Here is a 16,726-nt window from a genome sequence, read left to right as displayed (position 1 = left end):
GCAATGGATTAATCGAGCCTCCGGTCATGCGCCGTGCAAGCGGCAACCGGGAGCCTGTGGATGAGTGAACATGGAACAAGTGCCTGAGGGCGATACGCCCGCTGTTGGCAAGCGTAAATATTTGATTCTAGATGGGATAGGTGGTGTGCCGCTGGGGCATGAGCTGTTCGAGGCCTTTCTTGAGGCTGGTGTGCCAGCCGTGCATTGGGACGCCTTGCGGCAGAAGCCGCGCCGCTGGTACGGCGTAGCGTCGGCACTGTACAAGGCGAGCAACAAGGCAGGTGAGAGGGACGGTTTCTCGCATTTGCCCCGGCTGCCTCTGGAGCCGCTGCGCAGGCTGCTGGAGGATGAGGCGCCGACACATGTGCTGGTGGTCGGTTTTCTCTACAAGCATTACGACATCGCTCAGGTGGCAGCCATGGTGCGCGATTGCGGTGCTCGTTTTATGCTGTATGACACCGATAGCTGCAATCTCTACTCCAAGCGCAGGGAGTTTCTATACTTCATCGGGAAGGAGCTGCCGCTCTACGACTCGCTATTCTCGTTTTCCGAGGTCACCACGCGGTTCTTTCGTGAAACCCTGGGGCTCAATGCGCAGCACTTGCCATTTGGCGCCGTGGTCTTGTCGCAGCAGCACCGTGAGCCAGAGCGCGATGTTCTGTTCGTCGGTAGCGCTGATCTACGCAGGGTTTTTCTGCTGGAAAACATACGTGAGCATCTGACCGTGCGTGGCAATCGCTGGCGCCGTAACCATTCCTTGATGTCTCCCGAGCTGCAGCATCGGGTCGATGACCAGGCGGTTTGGGGGGAGGAGTTGCGCGAGCTGCTGCAAACCTCTCGGATCGTGCTCAACATTACCCGCTCGGATTTTTATGGTGCGGAAACCGGCGTCAATCTGCGGATCTTCGAAGCAATATCAGCCGGTTGCTTCCTGCTAACCGACTACTGCGAGGAAATCTCGTCCTTGTTCACACCTGGCGAAGAAATAGAGGTATTTCGTTCGAGGGCCGAACTCAAGGACAAGGTTCGCTATTACTTGGCCAATCCCGCAGAGCGTGAGCGTATCGCGCGCAACGGTCGGGCCCGCTTCCTCGAGCAGCACACCTGGGCGAACCGCGTTGCGCGCATTCTGGCCTGTGCTTAGTAACACCTGAATTTCCGCATTCCGAGATATCTCATGACTGATTCTTCTGCAGCGTCGCCCGTGTGGTTTGACGTGGTAATACTCAGCTTTGCCAAAGACGCGGCTCTGCGTCAGGTCACCGAGCACTGTCTCGATTCGTTGGTGGCATCCGAAGACCCAGAGCGGATTCGCTTGCGCATCTGGGTGCTCGAGTCCAACGCTCAGACGCCGGCTTATACGCAGCCAGGTGTCGAAACGCTCTATCCCAACGCCCCCTTCAACTATCACGCTTACATGAATATAGGCATCCGCGAGGGGCAGGCGCCGTTCGTGGCCATCTGCAATAACGATCTCTCTTTCCATGCAGGTTGGGCCGCCGAGCTGTTGCAGGTGTTTGAGCAGGATCCGAGCGTCAGCAGTGCCAGCCCAGCCTGCTCCCTGCACCATCCACGTAATGGCTTCGCTCTCAACAGCGGCGTCTACCCAGGCTACGGTGTGCTGAAGGAAATTTCCGGGTGGTGCCTGGTTTTTCGCCGTTCCATCCTGGAGGTGATCGGCGCTCTGGATGAGCGGTTCTTCTTCTGGTACGCGGACAACGACTATGCGCTGACGCTCCAGTCCAAGGGGTTGCGCCACGTGCTGGTCACATCGTCGGTCGTCGATCATCTCGACAGCCGCACGCTTAGGACACATACCTCGGCTCGTCAATGGTTGATGACCAAACGCGCCAAGTACACCTTCGAGGAAAAATGGCTTGGCCGCAGCAAGAGCTACCTGATGCGCAAGAAACTCAAGCTGTACCTCAAGTTTCCACTCTATTACCTGGGGCTGAAGAAAGTTAAATGAACGATCTTTTTTCGGGGGACCTGGCTTGATCTCCGTCGTCATCTGCAGCGCTCAGCCCGCACGGCTACAGGCTGTGGCTAGCAATATCGAGGCCACGATCGGTGTCGAGTACGAGCTGATTGCCGTGGACAACAGCACCGAGGGCCGAGGTATCTGCGCGGTATACAACGAGGGTGCCTCCAGGGCGCGCCACCCGTTCGTATGTTTCGTGCATGAGGACGTGGAGTTCTTGAGCCAGGATTGGGGCGTGCGTGCACTCGATCATTTTTCGCACCACGAGGGGCTTGCCCTCATTGGTCTGGCGGGAAGTCGCTACAAAGCGGCAACACCGTCTGGCTGGCATAGCGGTGATGAGGGCGATCTGTGCATCAACGTGCGGCATGGTGCGTCGAGAGAGCTTGCCAGCGCTGCTTTTGCCAAGCCTGCCGATAGTGGATCGAACTGCTGTGTACCGGTCGTAGCGCTGGATGGTGTCTGGTTGTTCGTCCGTCGTTCGGCGTGGGCCGAAACGCGCTTCGATGAGAGGTTAGAGGGCTTTCATTTTTATGACGTCGATTTCAGTCTGCGTGTTGCCCAGCGGAGCAAGATCGCCGTCGTCTTCGATATCGAACTTTTGCACTTTTCCCTAGGCAGCTTTGCTGAGGCGTGGGCTAGGCAGGCGCTCGCCTATGCCGCTGCGGCACCAGTGGCGCTGCCGTTTTCTTGCGGCACGCCCTTGAATCCAGACCGGGTGCGCCGCAAGGAGGAGGCGGCTGTACGTTACTGGCTACGCCTCTTGAGGCGAGCGAAACTGCCATGGGCTTTGCGGATTAGCTGGCTCCGGGCAACCGAGGTTCTGCGCTACCCCGCCCTGTGGCGCGTAGCGCTCAAGTTTCTGCTGCGTTGATGATTTCAGCGTAGCGAAAGCACGACGCCCCCAAGATGTATTCGGCGAGCTGGCGTGTGTCGGTGGGTGCATCCGCTAGTCGCGTCAGTTCGTCGGTATTGTTAAAGCTGGGAATGCCATCGGTTATCAGGTTCAGGCTCTTTGCTTGGTACAGGGCACAAGGCACGCCGAACAGCGTTGCTTCAAAGAGGCTGGTGGTATTGAACCCGATTGCTAGGTCATAACCTCCGGTACGCAGCGCGTGTGCAAGGGTTGGGCTGTCGTCGAGCGAGGCGCTTGATGGCAAGGCAGTCATCAGTGCCGCATCTTTGGCGAGCAGCGGGTGCAGGCGCACCGTCAGCCGATAGTGCGCAGGCAGCGCGGCCAGTAGATGGAGCAGTTCGATGCTGTCGCCTACATAGCGTTTGCCCGGCAGCACGCATAGAAGATGTTTGCCCGCCTGCGTCGATGGTTTTGAAGCAGTTTGAGGCTCGGGTGGGTCGATATAGCCTGCGACCCGTATTTGGTAATCGGGTGTGCGGCCGATTTCACGGTGGAATTCAGCAATTTCGGCGCGGCAGAACTCGCTCCATACCAGCAAGGTGCCGGCCGTGACATTTTCATAGTTGATGATATCGATCGGTTGCTCGCCGCGGTAACGATGATAAAGCCCGTGCTGCAGTGAGTAGGTCGGCAGGTCGTGATGCCGGCAGGCGGCGACCAGAAAGCACTCGGGAATGTTGGCGCTGTTGAAGCTGACCAATGACGTCAACTGCTGGGGAATCTGCAGCCTGTCGATGGCCCTGAAGTGCTTGATGGTATGGCAAAGCGCACTGAATACGTAGAACTGCAGCAGCAGTGGCAGCGAACAGCGCCGTGTTATCCTCCAGGCCGCGTACATTGCGCGCCAGTCCAGCGACTTGGTGGCATCTTCCTTGATGGCAGGCATGTAGCTGATGTTCCGGCGCCGCTCTTCGCTGAGTCGGTTGCCGATACTCAGGGCCAGCTTGGTCTGATCGTCGCGATCGCAATGCCAGATGTACGCGTCACCCTTCAGCTGATCATGGTGGCGGTAACGCGGGGTCAGGCGGATCAGCTTGAACGCGCTGCGGATCTTTTTACGGGTCGAGCGCTTGTCGAACAGCAGATGCGCCAGCACGGCTGCCGTCGGGTTGCAGAGGTCGTAGCCGCGATAGGTGGCGAACCTGAGCTTTTCTTTTGTCTGGGCGTAGAGGCTATACATGAACCGGTCCATGGGGCAGCGGCATGCTGCACTGCAAGCACCTGATGCTCGCGGGGAGGCATGAGGTGGGCAAGACCCTAGTCTTTCAAAATGAGCGCGTCGGGCGCAAACAGATCCGGGCGTTATTGGCGCTTCTCGTCGACCTCGAAGATTTTGCGCCTGGGCGTGCGGTTGCCAGGATAGGCCAGGGAGACGAGGCGTTGTTCGTCAAACGCTATCGGCGCTCCATGAAGCCCTGGTGGAAGCGAATCCTGCGGCGGCCCTACCAATCTCCGTTGCGTAACGAGGCGGTGCTGCTCGCCAAGCTTAAGACGCTGGGCTTTTCAGCGCCTGAGCCGCTGCTCTACACAGAGTCTCGTCATCCGCGGTTTCATGAAAGCCTTTTGCTCACGCGCTTCTTACCAGGTGTGCCCTTGGCTACCTTGGCTGGTGAGGCATTGCAGCGAGGTGCGCATCAGGCACTGAGCCTGCTTGGCCAACTGCATGGTCATGGGATCGCTCACGGTGACTGTAATCCGTACAACTTTCTGGTGGCCGAACAGGCTTATCTGCTGGATTTCGAGCGGGCGGGTGATTTCAGCCGGGAAGCTGCCGTCGATGACTTCAAGAAAATCATGCTGCGCCTGCGTGACCTGGGGTTGAGTGACGAGGTGCTCGGAGCGCTTGCCGCAAGTTATGCCTCTGCCACCGATTCGCCTGCACTCGATGCCCAGGTGATGCTGGCCGAGCTGCAAGGGTTGAATGTGGTTCGCAAGCCCACGCGCTGGCGACCACCGCAGCAGTTGCAGGGCTACCTCTGAGCGGGGAGCCTCGCACCTAGGCCTTTTTACCGTGTGCGGCTCGCCGGTTTTTCGGCGCATTTGGTTGCGTCTTCCCTGATGGTACAATCGCCTGCTTCACCTCAGAGCCAGCATCTCATGCCTGAATCAAGCGACAATTCGTCTCCTATCTCCAGCTTCAAGTTGTACATGCGGCTGTTGAGCTACATGAGGCGCTACTGGTTCATGTTTGGCGTCAGCATGGTCGGGTACATTATTTTCGCGTCGACTCAGCCCATGCTTGCCGGCCTGCTCAAGTATTTCGTAGATGGGCTGGCTGCGCCCGAAGCCGGTATGGTCGCGTTACCGCTGTTAGGCAGTATGCAACTGCTCTACGGCGTGCCGCTGGCGTTGTTGCTGATTACCTTCTGGCAGGGGATAGGCTCCTTCCTCGGCGGCTACTACCTGGCGCGGGTATCACTGGGGTTGGTGCAGGATCTGCGTATTGCGCTTTTCAACAACCTGCTCATGCTGCCCAACCGCTATTTCGATAACCATTCCACGGGCTACCTGATTTCCCGCATCACCTACAACGTGGGGTCGGTCACCGGCGCGGCGACCGACGCCCTCAAGGTCATGGTGCGTGAAGGCCTGACGGTGGTCTTTCTGTTCGGTTATCTGCTGTGGATGAACTGGAAGCTGACCATGGTGATGGTGGCGATCCTGCCGCTCATTGCTCTGATGGTTAAGAGCGCTAGCAAGAAATTCCGTAGCCAGAGTCGCAAGATCCAGAGCGCCATGGGCGAGTTGACCCATGTGTCATCCGAGACCATCCAGAATTACCGCGTGGTGCGCAGCTTTGGTGGTGAGCGCTACGAGCGCGAGCGCTTTTATGAGGCAAGCGACGATAGCACCCGCAAGCAGCTGCGGATGACTCGCACCAGCGCGATCTACACCCCGAGCCTGCAGTTGGTGAACTACGCCGCCATGGCGTTTCTGATGTTCCTGGTACTGTTTCTGCGGGGAGACGCGAGTGTCGGTGACCTGGTTGCCTACATCACTGCGGCGGGGCTTCTGCCCAAGCCGATTCGTCAGCTTTCCGAAGTTAGCTCGACCATCCAGAAAGGTTTGGCAGGGGCCGAGAGTATTTTCGAGCAGCTGGATGAGGAGCTCGAGCCAGATCAAGGTACGGTCGAGAAAGAGCGCGTGAGCGGCTCTCTTGAAGTTAAGAACCTGAGTTTCGTTTATCCAGGCACCGAGAAGTCAGTGCTGCAGGACATTAGCTTTACCGTTGAACCGGGTCAGATGGTTGCGCTGGTTGGGCGCTCGGGTAGTGGCAAGTCGACGTTAGCCAATCTGATTCCTCGGTTTTATCAGCACAATCAGGGACAGATCCTGCTCGATGGCACGCCCATCGAGGATTACCGCGTCGAGAACCTGAGAAAGCACATCGCGCTGGTAACCCAGCAGGTTTCGCTGTTCAACGACACCGTGCTGAACAACATTGCCTATGGCGATCTCAAGAGCCTACCGCGCGAGGCGGTCGAACAGGCTGCAGAGGCTGCTTATGCCCGCGAATTCATCGATCTGCTTCCGCAGGGCTTCGATACCAAGGTTGGCGAAGATGGGGTGATGCTCTCTGGCGGTCAGCGTCAACGGTTGGCGATTGCCCGCGCGCTACTCAAGAGCGCGCCAGTGCTGATTCTCGACGAAGCAACCTCTGCCCTGGATACCGAGTCAGAGCGCTACATCCAGGCGGCGCTGGACCGCGTTATGGAGGGGCGCACCACGCTTGTCATCGCGCACCGACTATCTACCATCGAGAAAGCCGATCTGATTCTGGTCATGGATCAAGGGCGTATCGTCGAGCGCGGTACCCATGACTCGCTGTTGGCAGAGAATGGCTATTACGCTCGCTTGCATGCCATGGGCCTGGACAGTGATGAGAAGGAAGCAGAGGGCGTCCAGGATGAGCCATGAGTTATCTAGGGCTCGATAATGTGCTCCTGATGCTGATGTACCTGATATGGCCCACAAGGTTTTGCGTTATCTGATCACGGAAGATATCTGGATTAAGCGGGAGTTCTGATGCTCGAGGTTTTAAAGCACGCTGATACCCCTCTATCGGCGGTGCCGGCTGATTGTCGGATTGCGCTGATACCCTCAATGGGGCTGGGTGATGGGTGCATCTACTTGGTACTGGCTGCCAATCTGGCGCGAGCGGGTTACCAGGTGACTGTGTTGAGTAATCACCTGGGAGCACTCAACGACTGGCTGCCTTTATTCGAGACAAGGCCGTTGCCGGCGCCATCGGAAACGTTCGCTGTGCTCGACGGTTTCGATCTGGTGATTTCCGACATGGGCAGCATGTTGACCCGGCATGGTGAGGCCGCTGGCGAGTTGGCGCGGCGTTATGTGTTTGTCGGTACGTTAAAGGTAGATCCGCGGTTCGTGGAGCAGCCGGCTGTTGATACCCTTGCGCACTTGCCTGCTGAAAAATCTCGTCTGCTTGCACCCTTGGCCGCAGCCGCTGGGCCGCTTCGCTGTCTGGACGACGATAGCGTCAGCATGGTCAATCAGGCCGTTGCGTTCTGTCGTCTGCGTTTGGGCCTGCTGGACGCGACTGATGACATCGGCCTGCAAATGCCGGCTAGCCTCGTGCATCGACGCCATGCACGGCGTGTGATGCTGCATCCGCTTTCTTACAACGCCAAGAAGAACTGGCCTGCGCCTAAATACCTTGCGCTGGCCAGACGATTAAAGGCGGCCGGCTATCAGCCTCAATTCGTGCTTTCCCCCAAGGAGCGTTGCGACTCTCTTGCAGCGTTTGCGCCGGAGTTCGAGGTTCCCGAGTTTGCTGATGCCAAAGCACTTGCAGCACACCTGTACGAGTCCGGCTTTGTCATTGGCAACGACTCAGGAGTCGGCCACTTGGCCTCGGCGCTTGGTATCCCGGTGCTGACGCTCTATCGCAAGCGTCGTGATGGTTTCTGCTGGCGCCCGGGCTGGGGCGATGGGTTGGTTGTTCGGCCGGTTTTCTCGTTGAGTTTCATGCGAGATAAGTGGGCGATGTTCATGAGTGTCGGCAGGGTAGCCAAGGGCTTCCGTGTTTTGAGTGAAAAGGTCGGAGGAGGCCAATAATGAGCGCTGCTGCGATCACCGTGGTCATTCCGGCATACAACTACGCCACGACGTTAGGGCGAACGGTTCGTTCGGTTGTGCCGCAACTCAGTAATGAAGACGAGTTGCTGATCATCGATGACGGCTCCAAGGATCACACACCGCAAGTCATCGACGAGTTGAAGATCGAGTTTCCGGGGCGCTTTTGCGCATTACGCAAGAGCAATGGTGGTTTGGCCTCGGTTCGCAATCTGGGTATTGAGATGGCCCGTAACGACTGGCTGATCTTTCTCGATGCCGACGATGAAATGGCGCCCGATAGTCTGGCCTTGATACGCGCTCATCTAGCAGAGCATGGTCACTCGCGAATGGTCATTGGTGGGCATTGGTCCGTTGATCCAGCGGGGCGACGGCGCCAGCATTTGCCCGACCATTTGCCGGCAACGCCTGTTCAGCGTGTGCGCGCCTATCTGCTCGACAAAGCACTGAGCATTTCCAATGGCGCCTGTGTCATGCACCGCTCCATCTTTCAGGCGGGTAACTATCCCGAGCGCTTTCGCAACGCCGAGGATATTCCGGTATTCGCGCAGACCCTTGCGGTCTACCCAGTCACGCTTTTGCCAGAGCCTTTGGCGATGATTCACAAGCACAGCGACAGTTTGCGCCATGATTTCAGCTACAGCCTGGCCGGCGGTGTCGAGCTGGTTGACGAGGTCTTTGGCCGTCTGCCTGCTGAGCTGCAGCCGCTGCGCGCGGCTTTTTACCAGCAGCGCTGTCTCTCTCTATTTCGCAGTGCTTGTTTGGCCAAGGATCTGGTAGCGGCCAAAAAATTCTATCGCCAGGCGGTCGCAAGCGATTGGCGGGTGCTGCTCAAGTTCTCTTATCTGCGCAAGGCGATTCGCCTGTGGGTGGGCCGCCTGGATGGCTAGAAAATTGAAAGTCCTGCAGTTACAGACTCGCTACAACGCAGCGGATACCAATTCCGATCTTGGCGAGCAGATCTTGCAGGGCCTGCCGGCAGACCGCTTCGAAGTTATAAATGCCTATCTCGAAGGTCGACCTGCCGATGATGCGATTGCCCCTGCGGGTCGACGGCAGGTTTTTTTCGAGTTCAACGAGAAGGACATGAGTGGCCTGCGGCTAAAAGTGCGTGCGCGGCTATTGGCGTTCTGTCGAGAAGAAGGTTTCGACGTGGTGTTGTTGCACCGCTTCAAAGCCGTCAATCTGTTCATGCATCTCAACAAAAAGCTGCGTATTGCCCGTTGCATCGGCGTTTCTCACGGCTTTGGCGAGTACGACCGGTTCTATCGACGCTGGCAGGCCAAGCGCTTGATCGATGAGCGCTGGCGTTTCGTTGGTGTATCACCTGCTGTGGTCGACTACTTGGTGTCTTTACGTTGCGGCTTCACCCCGGCAAACACGCTGGCGATAACCAATGCACTGGATATCGACCTGGCCGAGTCGCTGCAACTGTCACGAGCCGAAGCTCGACAAGCGCTCGGTTTACCAGTGACGCCGGTGATTATTGGCGCCATTGGCCGCCTGGTTCCAATCAAGGGCCATACCCATCTAGTCCGTGCATTCGCTGCGATAAGTCAGGACTTCCCCCATGCGAGCCTTGCCATCATTGGTGGTGGGCGCGAGCATGAAAATCTTGCCGCGCTGGTCGCTGAGTCTGGTTTGCAGGGGCGCGTTCATCTCTGCGGTACCCAGCCGGACGCCATGCGTTACGTGAGAGCGTTCGATATTTTTGCCATGCCCTCGTTGCAAGAGGGGCTCGGGCTTGCGCTGCTTGAAGGCATGTGTGGCCGCTTGCCGGTGCTGGGTTCCGATATTCCGGCGATGCGTCCTCTGCTTTTGGGCGCTGGTGGTCGGCTATTCACCCCAGGTGACGTTGCCTCATTGACTCAGCAGCTGCGAGCCAGCCTCGCCGACAGCGAAGCCGAGCGTATCGAGCAGGGTGAGCGGGCCTATCGCTATCTTCGACGCGAGCACGATATCGAGGATTTCCGCCGCAAGTATCGTGAGCTGCTAGAAGGCGATCAGCTCCTGACAGGATCGTCGTCATGACCGAAAGCAACACCGAGCTACCGCTGGTATCAGTGCTCATCTCCTCATACAACCACGCCGACTTCATCGAGGCCAGCATCCGCAGTGTGTATGCCCAGAGCTACCCCAATATCGAATTGCTGGTAGTCGATGATGGATCGCGCGACGGCAGCGTCGAGCTGATTCAGCAGCTGCAGGCAGAGCTCGGGTTCGACTTCCTGGCGCAGCCCAACAAAGGGCTTTGTACCACGCTCAACGAGATGATCGCCCGTAGCCGCGGGCGTTACATTGCATCGCTGGGATCGGATGACGTCATGTTGCCCGAGCGCTTTTCGCTGCAGGTGCCTTTCATGGAACAGCATCCCGAGACAGGCATCTGCGCAGGCGGGATCGTGCTCATTGATGGCGAGGGCAAGCCACTGCCTGAAAAGAAGCAGCGTCATCGTCCGGCCAGACGCCTCGACTTCGACGATCTGTTCATGGATCGCAAGCCTGGTCCTCCAGCACCAACCTTGTTGTTCCGGCGCGAGGCGCTCGATAAGGTCGGTGGTTTCGATCCGACCATCCGCATCGAGGATTACTATGTGGAGCTGCGCATTGCGCGAGCGGGATACTTTATCGACATTCTCGAAGAGCCTATTGCCCTGTACCGCGTGCACGGCAGCAACACCTACAAGAACCGCCGGCTGATGATCGAGACCGAGTTGGCCATCTATAAGCGCTTCAGCGATCACCCTGGCTATGAGGCGACGCGCTTGCGTTATCTGAACGCCATGTTCACCAAGGTTGCCAATGAGGATCGCGAGCTTGCTGCCGAGTTGCTGGCGCAGATTCCATGGCGCTCAAGAAACCTTAAAACGCTCAAGGGGCTCTGGCGCTACTGGCTCAAACGCTAAGCACATGCGCTGATGCCATAGAGTCTTACCGCGCTTTGAGCCACTTTTTCAGATCGCGCGCAAAGCGTTCGGTGGCGCGCTGGCCGGCGCTGCTATTGCGGTAGCCGGTCAGCCAGCTGTCCAAGTGCTGCTGTGTCAGCCAGTCGATATCTTCGGGGTAGCGAAGGATGTGCTGCAGGTTACGGCGTCGTTTCCACGGCGCGAGAGGGCCGCTCTCGAGCTTCATGTCCGAGAGATCGATCAAGCCAAAACTGCCATCTGGCAATACCAGTACATTGCCCAGATGCAGGGACCGGAAGTAGACCCCCAGCTGATGGAGCTCGCCCAAAAATGCTCCAAAGCGCATCACCAGCTCTGCTCGCTCTGCTACATCGGCTTGCCGCAGCACGTTGCGCAAGGTCTCCCCTGGTAGCGGCTTATAGCGTACAGCGCTCAAGCGACGCTCACTGATCATCAGCACATCAAGTATGTTCGGCGCGGTGATGCCGATGCGTAGTAGGTCGCGGGCGTTGTCGGCGAAGCGCTGTGCCGGCAGATCCCAGAGGTCCGAAGACAGTAGTCTTTTGCGCCGGTACAGCTTCAGAAAGTCGCCGTCATCGAGTTTTGCGACCTTTACGCCAAGACCATCCTCTTCGATAGTCTTGGCGCCCTGCAGCAGGGCATCCAGTTGCGTCGCATCGATACGCTTCATGCTTGAGCCTGTCGGTTTCGAATGGAGAGGGCGCAGAGCAGCGCCAGAGGAATCCAGATCAGAAACCAGCTTTCATTGGGGCGCGACAGATAGTTGCCGCCTTCTGTCAGGCCTGCACACACGCCATATATGAGTAGCGCAGATGCGATCTGGAACTGTGGCTGGGCGCGTAACTGCAGGCAGCGAACGAGAGCGAGTGCATACATGATCGCCCAGAGCCCCAGCCCGATCAGCCCCAGTTCAAGAAGAACAGCGAGCTCAACATTGTGCGGGTCATGCAGCAGATAGCCAATTCCCGGAATATCGAATTCGAACTTGCTGTCATAGCCCGCTCCAAACCAGAGGTGCTGACCGGCTTGCCGCCAGGCATCGCCCCAGAGTTCAGGTCGGAACGAGGTGCCACGCTGCAGGAGGATGTCCGGAGCAGCAAGATAGACTGCGCCTGCGCCGATCAGCAGGGCGCTCACCAAGTAAACAGCGCGCCTTCCGCTCACCAGCAGCATCCAAAAGCTGGTCAGGGCCAGGCCCATCAGTGGCGTTCTCGAGCCTGTCGCAAGCAAGGCAGCCAGCAGCGGGAGCGCCATCACCACCGGCAGCCAATCACGCTGTTCGCTGCGCGACAGCCATGCCGCTACCCAGTAGGTGCACAGAAAGCCAAGTACATGGGAGGTGAGCAATGGGTTGCGTAGCGCACCAGTGCCAATTAAGCGATCACCCGGTGCTGCACTCTGTAGGAACCAAATGACATTGATCAAAGCTGCCAGCGCACCGATCCCTGCACCGATGCGCAGGGTCTTCAACAGCAGGCTTTCGCTCTTGAGGGCAATCAAGGCGCAGCCTGCGAATAGCATGAATACGTAGAGGGGGCGCTTGGCCAGGCTGCCAACGGCCTCATCGGCACGGCTCCAACCGATACTTATGAGCAACCATGCACTCAGCACCAAGAAGCTGATAATTACGGGGTCGCGCAGGATCGGTTTGATTTGCGTGGGAGCCATTAAAAGGCCCAGAAGGGCAGGCGCCGCAATCAATGCGTAGTAGTACTTCGTGTACTGACTGCCATCCGGGATCCAGAACAGGCCTGTCAGTAGAACCAGATAACCGCCTACGAGCCAGCGCATTGCTATGAAATCGTATAGCCGCGAGCGGATGGAGTTGGGCTGTGAGGGTAGCTGCACCAGAAGTCCTAAGCGTCGGGTAAAGGCAGGTATCTTAAAGCATCGTCCCTCAAGAGGCAGCGCCTGCGTGTTAAGCTTGGCGACCTTTTTGCCAGAGCCGGATGCCTGATGTTCAACCTGTTACAGCGCTGGCGCGAGCGTGGCTGGCGCCCCATAGACGCCAATCTTTATGCACAGGCGTGGGCGCGTTTTGGTGGCAGCGTTGTTACTCATCCCGAAATAGTAGCGAAGCTTTCTACGCTGGCTGGCATCCCAGTGCATTATCTCGGTTGGCCACTTCAAGGTGAGGTGCTGGCTGCGATTCCCGTTTGGGGCAGCAGCCTGGCGTTGTCTCGCAATGTGCTTAAGCGAACGGGGCAGCGTGACCTGTTCGATCTGGGCAATTCCGAAGTTATATTGCCGGTTGCGCAAGGGGCTCAGGCCCCTATTCGGCAGCGCCTGCGGTATGTCTCCGCTTTGCATGAGGGGTCGATCTCGACGCTACGCAAGCAGCCAGACGAACTGGCGCTGGCGCGGCAGCCTGAAGAGTACGGCAAGAAATTTCGCTACAACCAGCGGCGCGAATTGCGCATGCTGGAAGACGCCGGTGGCGAGGTTTTGCCGGTCAGCGGTCTGGCTGCAGATGCATTGGCCGCGATTTACACGGAGTTATTCGAGAAGCGCTGGGGGTTCGCTGTGCCTGGCAAACGGCATCTCGCCGAGGTTTTCGAGGCACTGAAGGATTTTCTGTGGGGCTCGTATCTTCAGCTCGACGGCAAGTCGATAGCCGTTCAGGTTTTATACAGGGTCGAGTCGCCAGACTGGATCAGCATTGAGTACATCAATGGTGGCGTCGACCCTGAGTCTCGTGACTTCAGCCCCGGCAGTGTCCTGAGCTTTATCAATACTCAAGCCGCATGGGAAGATGCGCGTGCGCGAGGCAAGCCTTTGCGCTACTCGTTCGGCCGCGCCGATGTTGAATACAAGGACCGTTGGTGTAATCGCCATCCTGTTTTTCAGGTATAGATGAATGGAAGCCCGCAAGCAGCAACTGGTACGTCGGCATCGGCGTAACAAGCGCATTCTCATGATCGTTGCACTGCCTATTCTGGTGGCACTTGATTGGTTCGGATCATGGGGCACTGCCCCGGTCGTGCTCGTGATTGCATGGATTGCTCACGAAGCGTGGTTTTCCGATCACCTGTTTTATTCACCCCGCGATGATTATCGCCATGCTTTTCCTGCGGATAGCCTGAGCTTTTCTGCACTGCTCGATCGCAATGGGCAGGTATCCCCGGTTGGCGCCTTGTGGCCCGAGGATGCAGACACCCTGGTAATGGCTGTGCATATCCGCAGTGGCTTGTTGGGGCGCTGCCTTGACCCCCATGTGCTGATTGGTGAAGGCGAAAGCCTTGACCGGCAAGATTTCGAAAGAGGCGTCAATGGCGTGCGCTTCGTCAATCTGTCGGGGTATTTGCCGGCGCTGCGAGAAGGGCATTTGAAGCTGCGTGGGCGTTTTTGTCGGTTGGGGCGTGAGGCAACGCTTTATTGTTTCAGCAACCCTGACTATTCCCGTCGTCGTGTGATGGTGCTGGCACCTCATGCTGACGATGCCGAGCTTGCTGCATTTGGGCTTTACAGTCGTACCAGTGAAGCCTCGATCGTAACTCTGACCCAAGGCGAAATCGAGGCTGGTTTCTATCGCCGCCTTGGCCTTAGTGACGCAGCCGCTGCTCGTCTCAAAGGGCGGCTACGTAGCTGGAGCAGCCAAACGGTGCCGTTATGGGGCGGAGTCGAGCCCAGTCGCTGTGTGCAGTTGGGGTATTACTGTATGCAACTGCGCCAGATGGAGAGCGAGCCGTTCATGCCGTTCGCCTCGCGGGAATCTGGCGACGCGGACATTCGTAGCGTGCGCCGTTTCAATTCAGTGAAGTTGCCTGGCGATGTTGATGGTTCGCCAACCTGGAGTAACCTGATCGCCGATCTTGCCGCGCTGCTGCAGCATTTCAAACCGGAAGTTGTCGTGCTTCCGCATCCTGAGCTCGATCCGCATCCTGATCACATTCAGACTGGCCGTGCATTGCGCCAGGCTATTGAGCAAAGCGGATGGCGGCCTGATGTACAGCTGCTTTACGCCAATCATCTGGCTGACAATGACCGCTGGCCCATGGGGCCGGCCGGTAACGGGGTGGCGTTACCACCGTGCATCGAGCCGCTGCCTGCCGACAAATTGTGGTGCCTGCAGCTCGACGACCGCGTGTTGCTAGATAAGAGTCAGGCGTTGGCAATGCAGCACGATCTGCAAACGCCGCTGCCTTTCAAGAAGCGGCTGCGGCGCTTCATTCAATGGTGCCTGGCTGCGCGGCGCTGGCCGCAGGCCGGTGAAGATGAGTTCTTTCGCAAAGCTGTGCGCCGGCATGAGCTTTTCTGGGTGCGACCTTTCGATGATTGAGCTGTACTGAAAGGCACTGCGGCGGTGCGCAATAGCTGATGTGCTATTCTCCGCGGCGATTTTGAAAATCCGGAGTTTTCGCATGAAGTTATCCATGCCCCGTTTCGATCAGGCGCCCGTTCTCGTGGTGGGTGATGTCATGCTTGATCGTTATTGGCACGGCGCTACCTCACGTATTTCGCCTGAGGCTCCGGTGCCGGTCGTCAAGGTTGACCAGATCGAGGACCGCCCAGGCGGCGCTGCCAACGTTGCGCTGAATATTGCCGCGCTCGGTGCGCCTGCGGTACTGGTTGGTGTGACCGGCGAGGATGAAGCTGCGCAGAGCTTGCAGCAGAGCCTGGAAGCAATTGGAGTGAAAACTTACTTCCAGCGCATCGAAAACCAGCCGACGATCGTCAAACTGCGGGTCATGAGCCGTCACCAGCAGCTGCTGCGCATGGATTTCGAAGAGCCGTTCCACACCGATGCCGACGCTTTGGCGCGGCAGGTCGAGCAGTTGCTCGATCAGGTCAAGGTGCTGGTGCTGTCCGACTACGGCAAAGGTGCCCTGCAAAACCATCAGGCGCTGATCCAGGCTGCTCGGGCCCGTGGTATTCCGGTATTGGCTGACCCCAAAGGCAAAGATTTTTCTATCTACCGCGGCGCCAGCCTGATCACTCCGAACCTCAGCGAGTTCGAGCTGATCGTGGGTCGTTGCGAGGACGAAGCCGAGCTGGTTAGCCGTGGCGCGCGCCTGATGCGTGAACTTGATCTGGGCGCGCTGCTGGTGACCCGCGGCGAGCATGGCATGACGCTGTTGCGTCCGGAACATGCGCCCCTGCACCTGCCGGCACGTGCGCGTGAAGTGTTCGATGTGACCGGTGCTGGCGATACCGTGATTTCGACGCTTGCCGCCTCTATCGCGGCAGGTGCCGAACTTCCCCAGGCCGTTGCATTGGCCAACCTCGCTGCGGGTATCGTCGTCGGCAAGCTGGGTACGGCAGCGATCAGCACGCCCGAGCTGCGCCGCGCAGTGCAGCGCGAGGAGGGCTCCGAGCGTGGTGTGCTGAGCCTGGAGCAATTGCTGCTGGCCACCGAAGACGCGCGCGCCCATGGCGAGAAGATCGTTTTCACCAATGGTTGCTTCGACATTCTGCATGCCGGTCATGTGACCTACCTCGAGCAGGCAAGTGCTCAGGGTGATCGGCTGATCGTGGCGCTCAATGACGATGCGTCGGTTAGCCGTCTCAAAGGGCCAGGCCGCCCGATCAATGCAGTGGATCGCCGCATGGCTGTGCTGGCCGGTCTGGGTGCTGTGGACTGGGTGGTGAGCTTCAGCGAGGACACCCCTGAGCGTCTGCTCAAGCAGGTGCAGCCCGATGTGCTGGTCAAGGGTGGTGACTACGGCATCGACCAGGTCGTTGGTGCCGATATTGTGCAGGCTTACGGCGGTGAGGTTCGCGTGCTGGGGCTGGTCGAGAACAGCTCGACCACCGCCATCGTCGAGAAAATTCGCAGCCGCTGAAAACAAAGAACCCCGCCAATCG

At 58.2% G+C, this 16,726-nt stretch carries 15 protein-coding genes; 12 read left to right on the top strand and 3 right to left on the bottom strand.

What is annotated here, in order from left to right:
• Positions 1-79: 79 nt before the first annotated feature.
• Genes BUC40_RS13395 through BUC40_RS13385 form a run of 3 tightly spaced genes read left to right on the top strand, consistent with a single transcriptional unit; the run spans position 80 to position 2,855 of the window.
• Positions 80-1,144: a CgeB family protein gene (locus BUC40_RS13395; protein WP_208605774.1), complete on the top strand. Its 1,065-nt coding sequence runs from the start codon at positions 80-82 to the stop codon at positions 1,142-1,144.
• A gap of 33 nt (positions 1,145-1,177) precedes the next feature.
• Entirely contained in the window at positions 1,178-1,969 is a 792-nt protein-coding gene (locus tag BUC40_RS13390) for a glycosyltransferase family protein (protein ID WP_073266481.1), read from the top strand.
• Between the two features lie 25 nt (positions 1,970-1,994).
• Entirely contained in the window at positions 1,995-2,855 is an 861-nt protein-coding gene (locus tag BUC40_RS13385; protein ID WP_073266479.1) for a glycosyltransferase, read from the top strand.
• Here the strand turns inward: BUC40_RS13385 and BUC40_RS13380 are convergent.
• Positions 2,836-4,077, bottom strand: coding sequence for a hypothetical protein (locus BUC40_RS13380; RefSeq protein WP_073266477.1), 1,242 nt, complete (start codon positions 4,075-4,077; stop codon positions 2,836-2,838). The genes BUC40_RS13385 and BUC40_RS13380 overlap by 20 nt on opposite strands.
• 23 nt (positions 4,078-4,100) lie before the next feature.
• On the opposite strand from BUC40_RS13380, the gene BUC40_RS13375 reads away from it, so the two are divergent.
• From BUC40_RS13375 to BUC40_RS13350, 6 genes are all read left to right on the top strand, one after another.
• Positions 4,101-4,877, top strand: coding sequence for a lipopolysaccharide kinase InaA family protein (locus BUC40_RS13375; protein ID WP_073266475.1), 777 nt, complete (start codon positions 4,101-4,103; stop codon positions 4,875-4,877).
• 117 nt (positions 4,878-4,994) lie between these two features.
• Positions 4,995-6,815, top strand: a complete 1,821-nt coding sequence (msbA, locus tag BUC40_RS13370) for a lipid A export permease/ATP-binding protein MsbA (protein WP_073266473.1) — start codon at positions 4,995-4,997, stop codon at positions 6,813-6,815.
• A gap of 108 nt (positions 6,816-6,923) precedes the next feature.
• Positions 6,924-7,976 (top strand): glycosyltransferase family 9 protein, encoded by a 1,053-nt coding sequence (locus BUC40_RS13365; protein WP_073266471.1) that lies wholly within the window; start codon positions 6,924-6,926, stop codon positions 7,974-7,976.
• Entirely contained in the window at positions 7,976-8,884 is a 909-nt protein-coding gene (locus BUC40_RS13360; protein WP_073266469.1) for a glycosyltransferase family 2 protein, read from the top strand. Before BUC40_RS13365 ends, BUC40_RS13360 begins: the two co-directional genes overlap by 1 nt.
• On the top strand, positions 8,877-10,025 hold the full coding sequence (locus BUC40_RS13355; RefSeq protein ID WP_073266467.1) for a glycosyltransferase: 1,149 nt from the start codon (positions 8,877-8,879) through the stop codon (positions 10,023-10,025). Before BUC40_RS13360 ends, BUC40_RS13355 begins: the two co-directional genes overlap by 8 nt.
• A complete protein-coding gene (locus BUC40_RS13350; protein WP_073266465.1) occupies positions 10,022-10,900 on the top strand; it encodes a glycosyltransferase in 879 nt (292 codons plus the stop codon). Before BUC40_RS13355 ends, BUC40_RS13350 begins: the two co-directional genes overlap by 4 nt.
• A 25-nt stretch (positions 10,901-10,925) precedes the next feature.
• Here BUC40_RS13350 and BUC40_RS22725 read toward each other — a convergent pair whose 3' ends face one another.
• Positions 10,926-11,591, bottom strand: a complete 666-nt coding sequence (locus tag BUC40_RS22725) for a BUD32 family EKC/KEOPS complex subunit (protein ID WP_073266463.1) — start codon at positions 11,589-11,591, stop codon at positions 10,926-10,928.
• On the bottom strand, positions 11,588-12,712 hold the full coding sequence (locus BUC40_RS22720; protein WP_073266461.1) for an O-antigen ligase family protein: 1,125 nt from the start codon (positions 12,710-12,712) through the stop codon (positions 11,588-11,590). Before BUC40_RS22720 ends, BUC40_RS22725 begins: the two co-directional genes overlap by 4 nt.
• A 165-nt stretch (positions 12,713-12,877) precedes the next feature.
• Between BUC40_RS22720 and BUC40_RS13335 the strand changes: the two genes are divergently transcribed.
• From BUC40_RS13335 to hldE, 3 genes are all read left to right on the top strand, one after another.
• A complete protein-coding gene (locus BUC40_RS13335; RefSeq protein WP_073266459.1) occupies positions 12,878-13,774 on the top strand; it encodes a GNAT family N-acetyltransferase in 897 nt (298 codons plus the stop codon).
• Between the two features lie 4 nt (positions 13,775-13,778).
• Positions 13,779-15,200: a PIG-L deacetylase family protein gene (locus tag BUC40_RS13330; protein ID WP_073266457.1), complete on the top strand. Its 1,422-nt coding sequence runs from the start codon at positions 13,779-13,781 to the stop codon at positions 15,198-15,200.
• 82 nt (positions 15,201-15,282) lie between these two features.
• Positions 15,283-16,704, top strand: coding sequence for a bifunctional D-glycero-beta-D-manno-heptose-7-phosphate kinase/D-glycero-beta-D-manno-heptose 1-phosphate adenylyltransferase HldE (gene hldE, locus BUC40_RS13325; RefSeq protein WP_073266455.1), 1,422 nt, complete (start codon positions 15,283-15,285; stop codon positions 16,702-16,704).
• Positions 16,705-16,726 lie beyond the last annotated feature (22 nt).

This window comes from Phytopseudomonas punonensis (assembly GCF_900142655.1).
Lineage (GTDB): Bacteria > Pseudomonadota > Gammaproteobacteria > Pseudomonadales > Pseudomonadaceae > Aquipseudomonas > Aquipseudomonas punonensis.
This window is presented reverse-complemented; position numbering and strand designations above follow the sequence as displayed.

What these genes read in the sequence shown, in the direction of transcription:
- BUC40_RS13350 (WP_073266465.1), top strand. Translation starts at nt 10,022, where the DNA reads ATGACCGAAAGCAACACCGAGCTACCGCTGGTATCAGTGCTCATCTCC.
- BUC40_RS13335 (WP_073266459.1), top strand. Translation starts at nt 12,878, where the DNA reads ATGTTCAACCTGTTACAGCGCTGGCGCGAGCGTGGCTGGCGCCCCATA.
- msbA (WP_073266473.1), top strand. Translation starts at nt 4,995, where the DNA reads ATGCCTGAATCAAGCGACAATTCGTCTCCTATCTCCAGCTTCAAGTTG.
- BUC40_RS13365 (WP_073266471.1), top strand. Translation starts at nt 6,924, where the DNA reads ATGCTCGAGGTTTTAAAGCACGCTGATACCCCTCTATCGGCGGTGCCG.
- BUC40_RS22725 (WP_073266463.1), bottom strand. Translation starts at nt 11,591, where the DNA reads ATGAAGCGTATCGATGCGACGCAACTGGATGCCCTGCTGCAGGGCGCC.
- hldE (WP_073266455.1), top strand. Translation starts at nt 15,283, where the DNA reads ATGAAGTTATCCATGCCCCGTTTCGATCAGGCGCCCGTTCTCGTGGTG.
- BUC40_RS13355 (WP_073266467.1), top strand. Translation starts at nt 8,877, where the DNA reads ATGGCTAGAAAATTGAAAGTCCTGCAGTTACAGACTCGCTACAACGCA.
- BUC40_RS13380 (WP_073266477.1), bottom strand. Translation starts at nt 4,077, where the DNA reads ATGTATAGCCTCTACGCCCAGACAAAAGAAAAGCTCAGGTTCGCCACC.
- BUC40_RS13360 (WP_073266469.1), top strand. Translation starts at nt 7,976, where the DNA reads ATGAGCGCTGCTGCGATCACCGTGGTCATTCCGGCATACAACTACGCC.
- BUC40_RS13390 (WP_073266481.1), top strand. Translation starts at nt 1,178, where the DNA reads ATGACTGATTCTTCTGCAGCGTCGCCCGTGTGGTTTGACGTGGTAATA.
- BUC40_RS22720 (WP_073266461.1), bottom strand. Translation starts at nt 12,712, where the DNA reads ATGCGCTGGCTCGTAGGCGGTTATCTGGTTCTACTGACAGGCCTGTTC.
- BUC40_RS13330 (WP_073266457.1), top strand. Translation starts at nt 13,779, where the DNA reads ATGGAAGCCCGCAAGCAGCAACTGGTACGTCGGCATCGGCGTAACAAG.
- BUC40_RS13375 (WP_073266475.1), top strand. Translation starts at nt 4,101, where the DNA reads ATGCTGCACTGCAAGCACCTGATGCTCGCGGGGAGGCATGAGGTGGGC.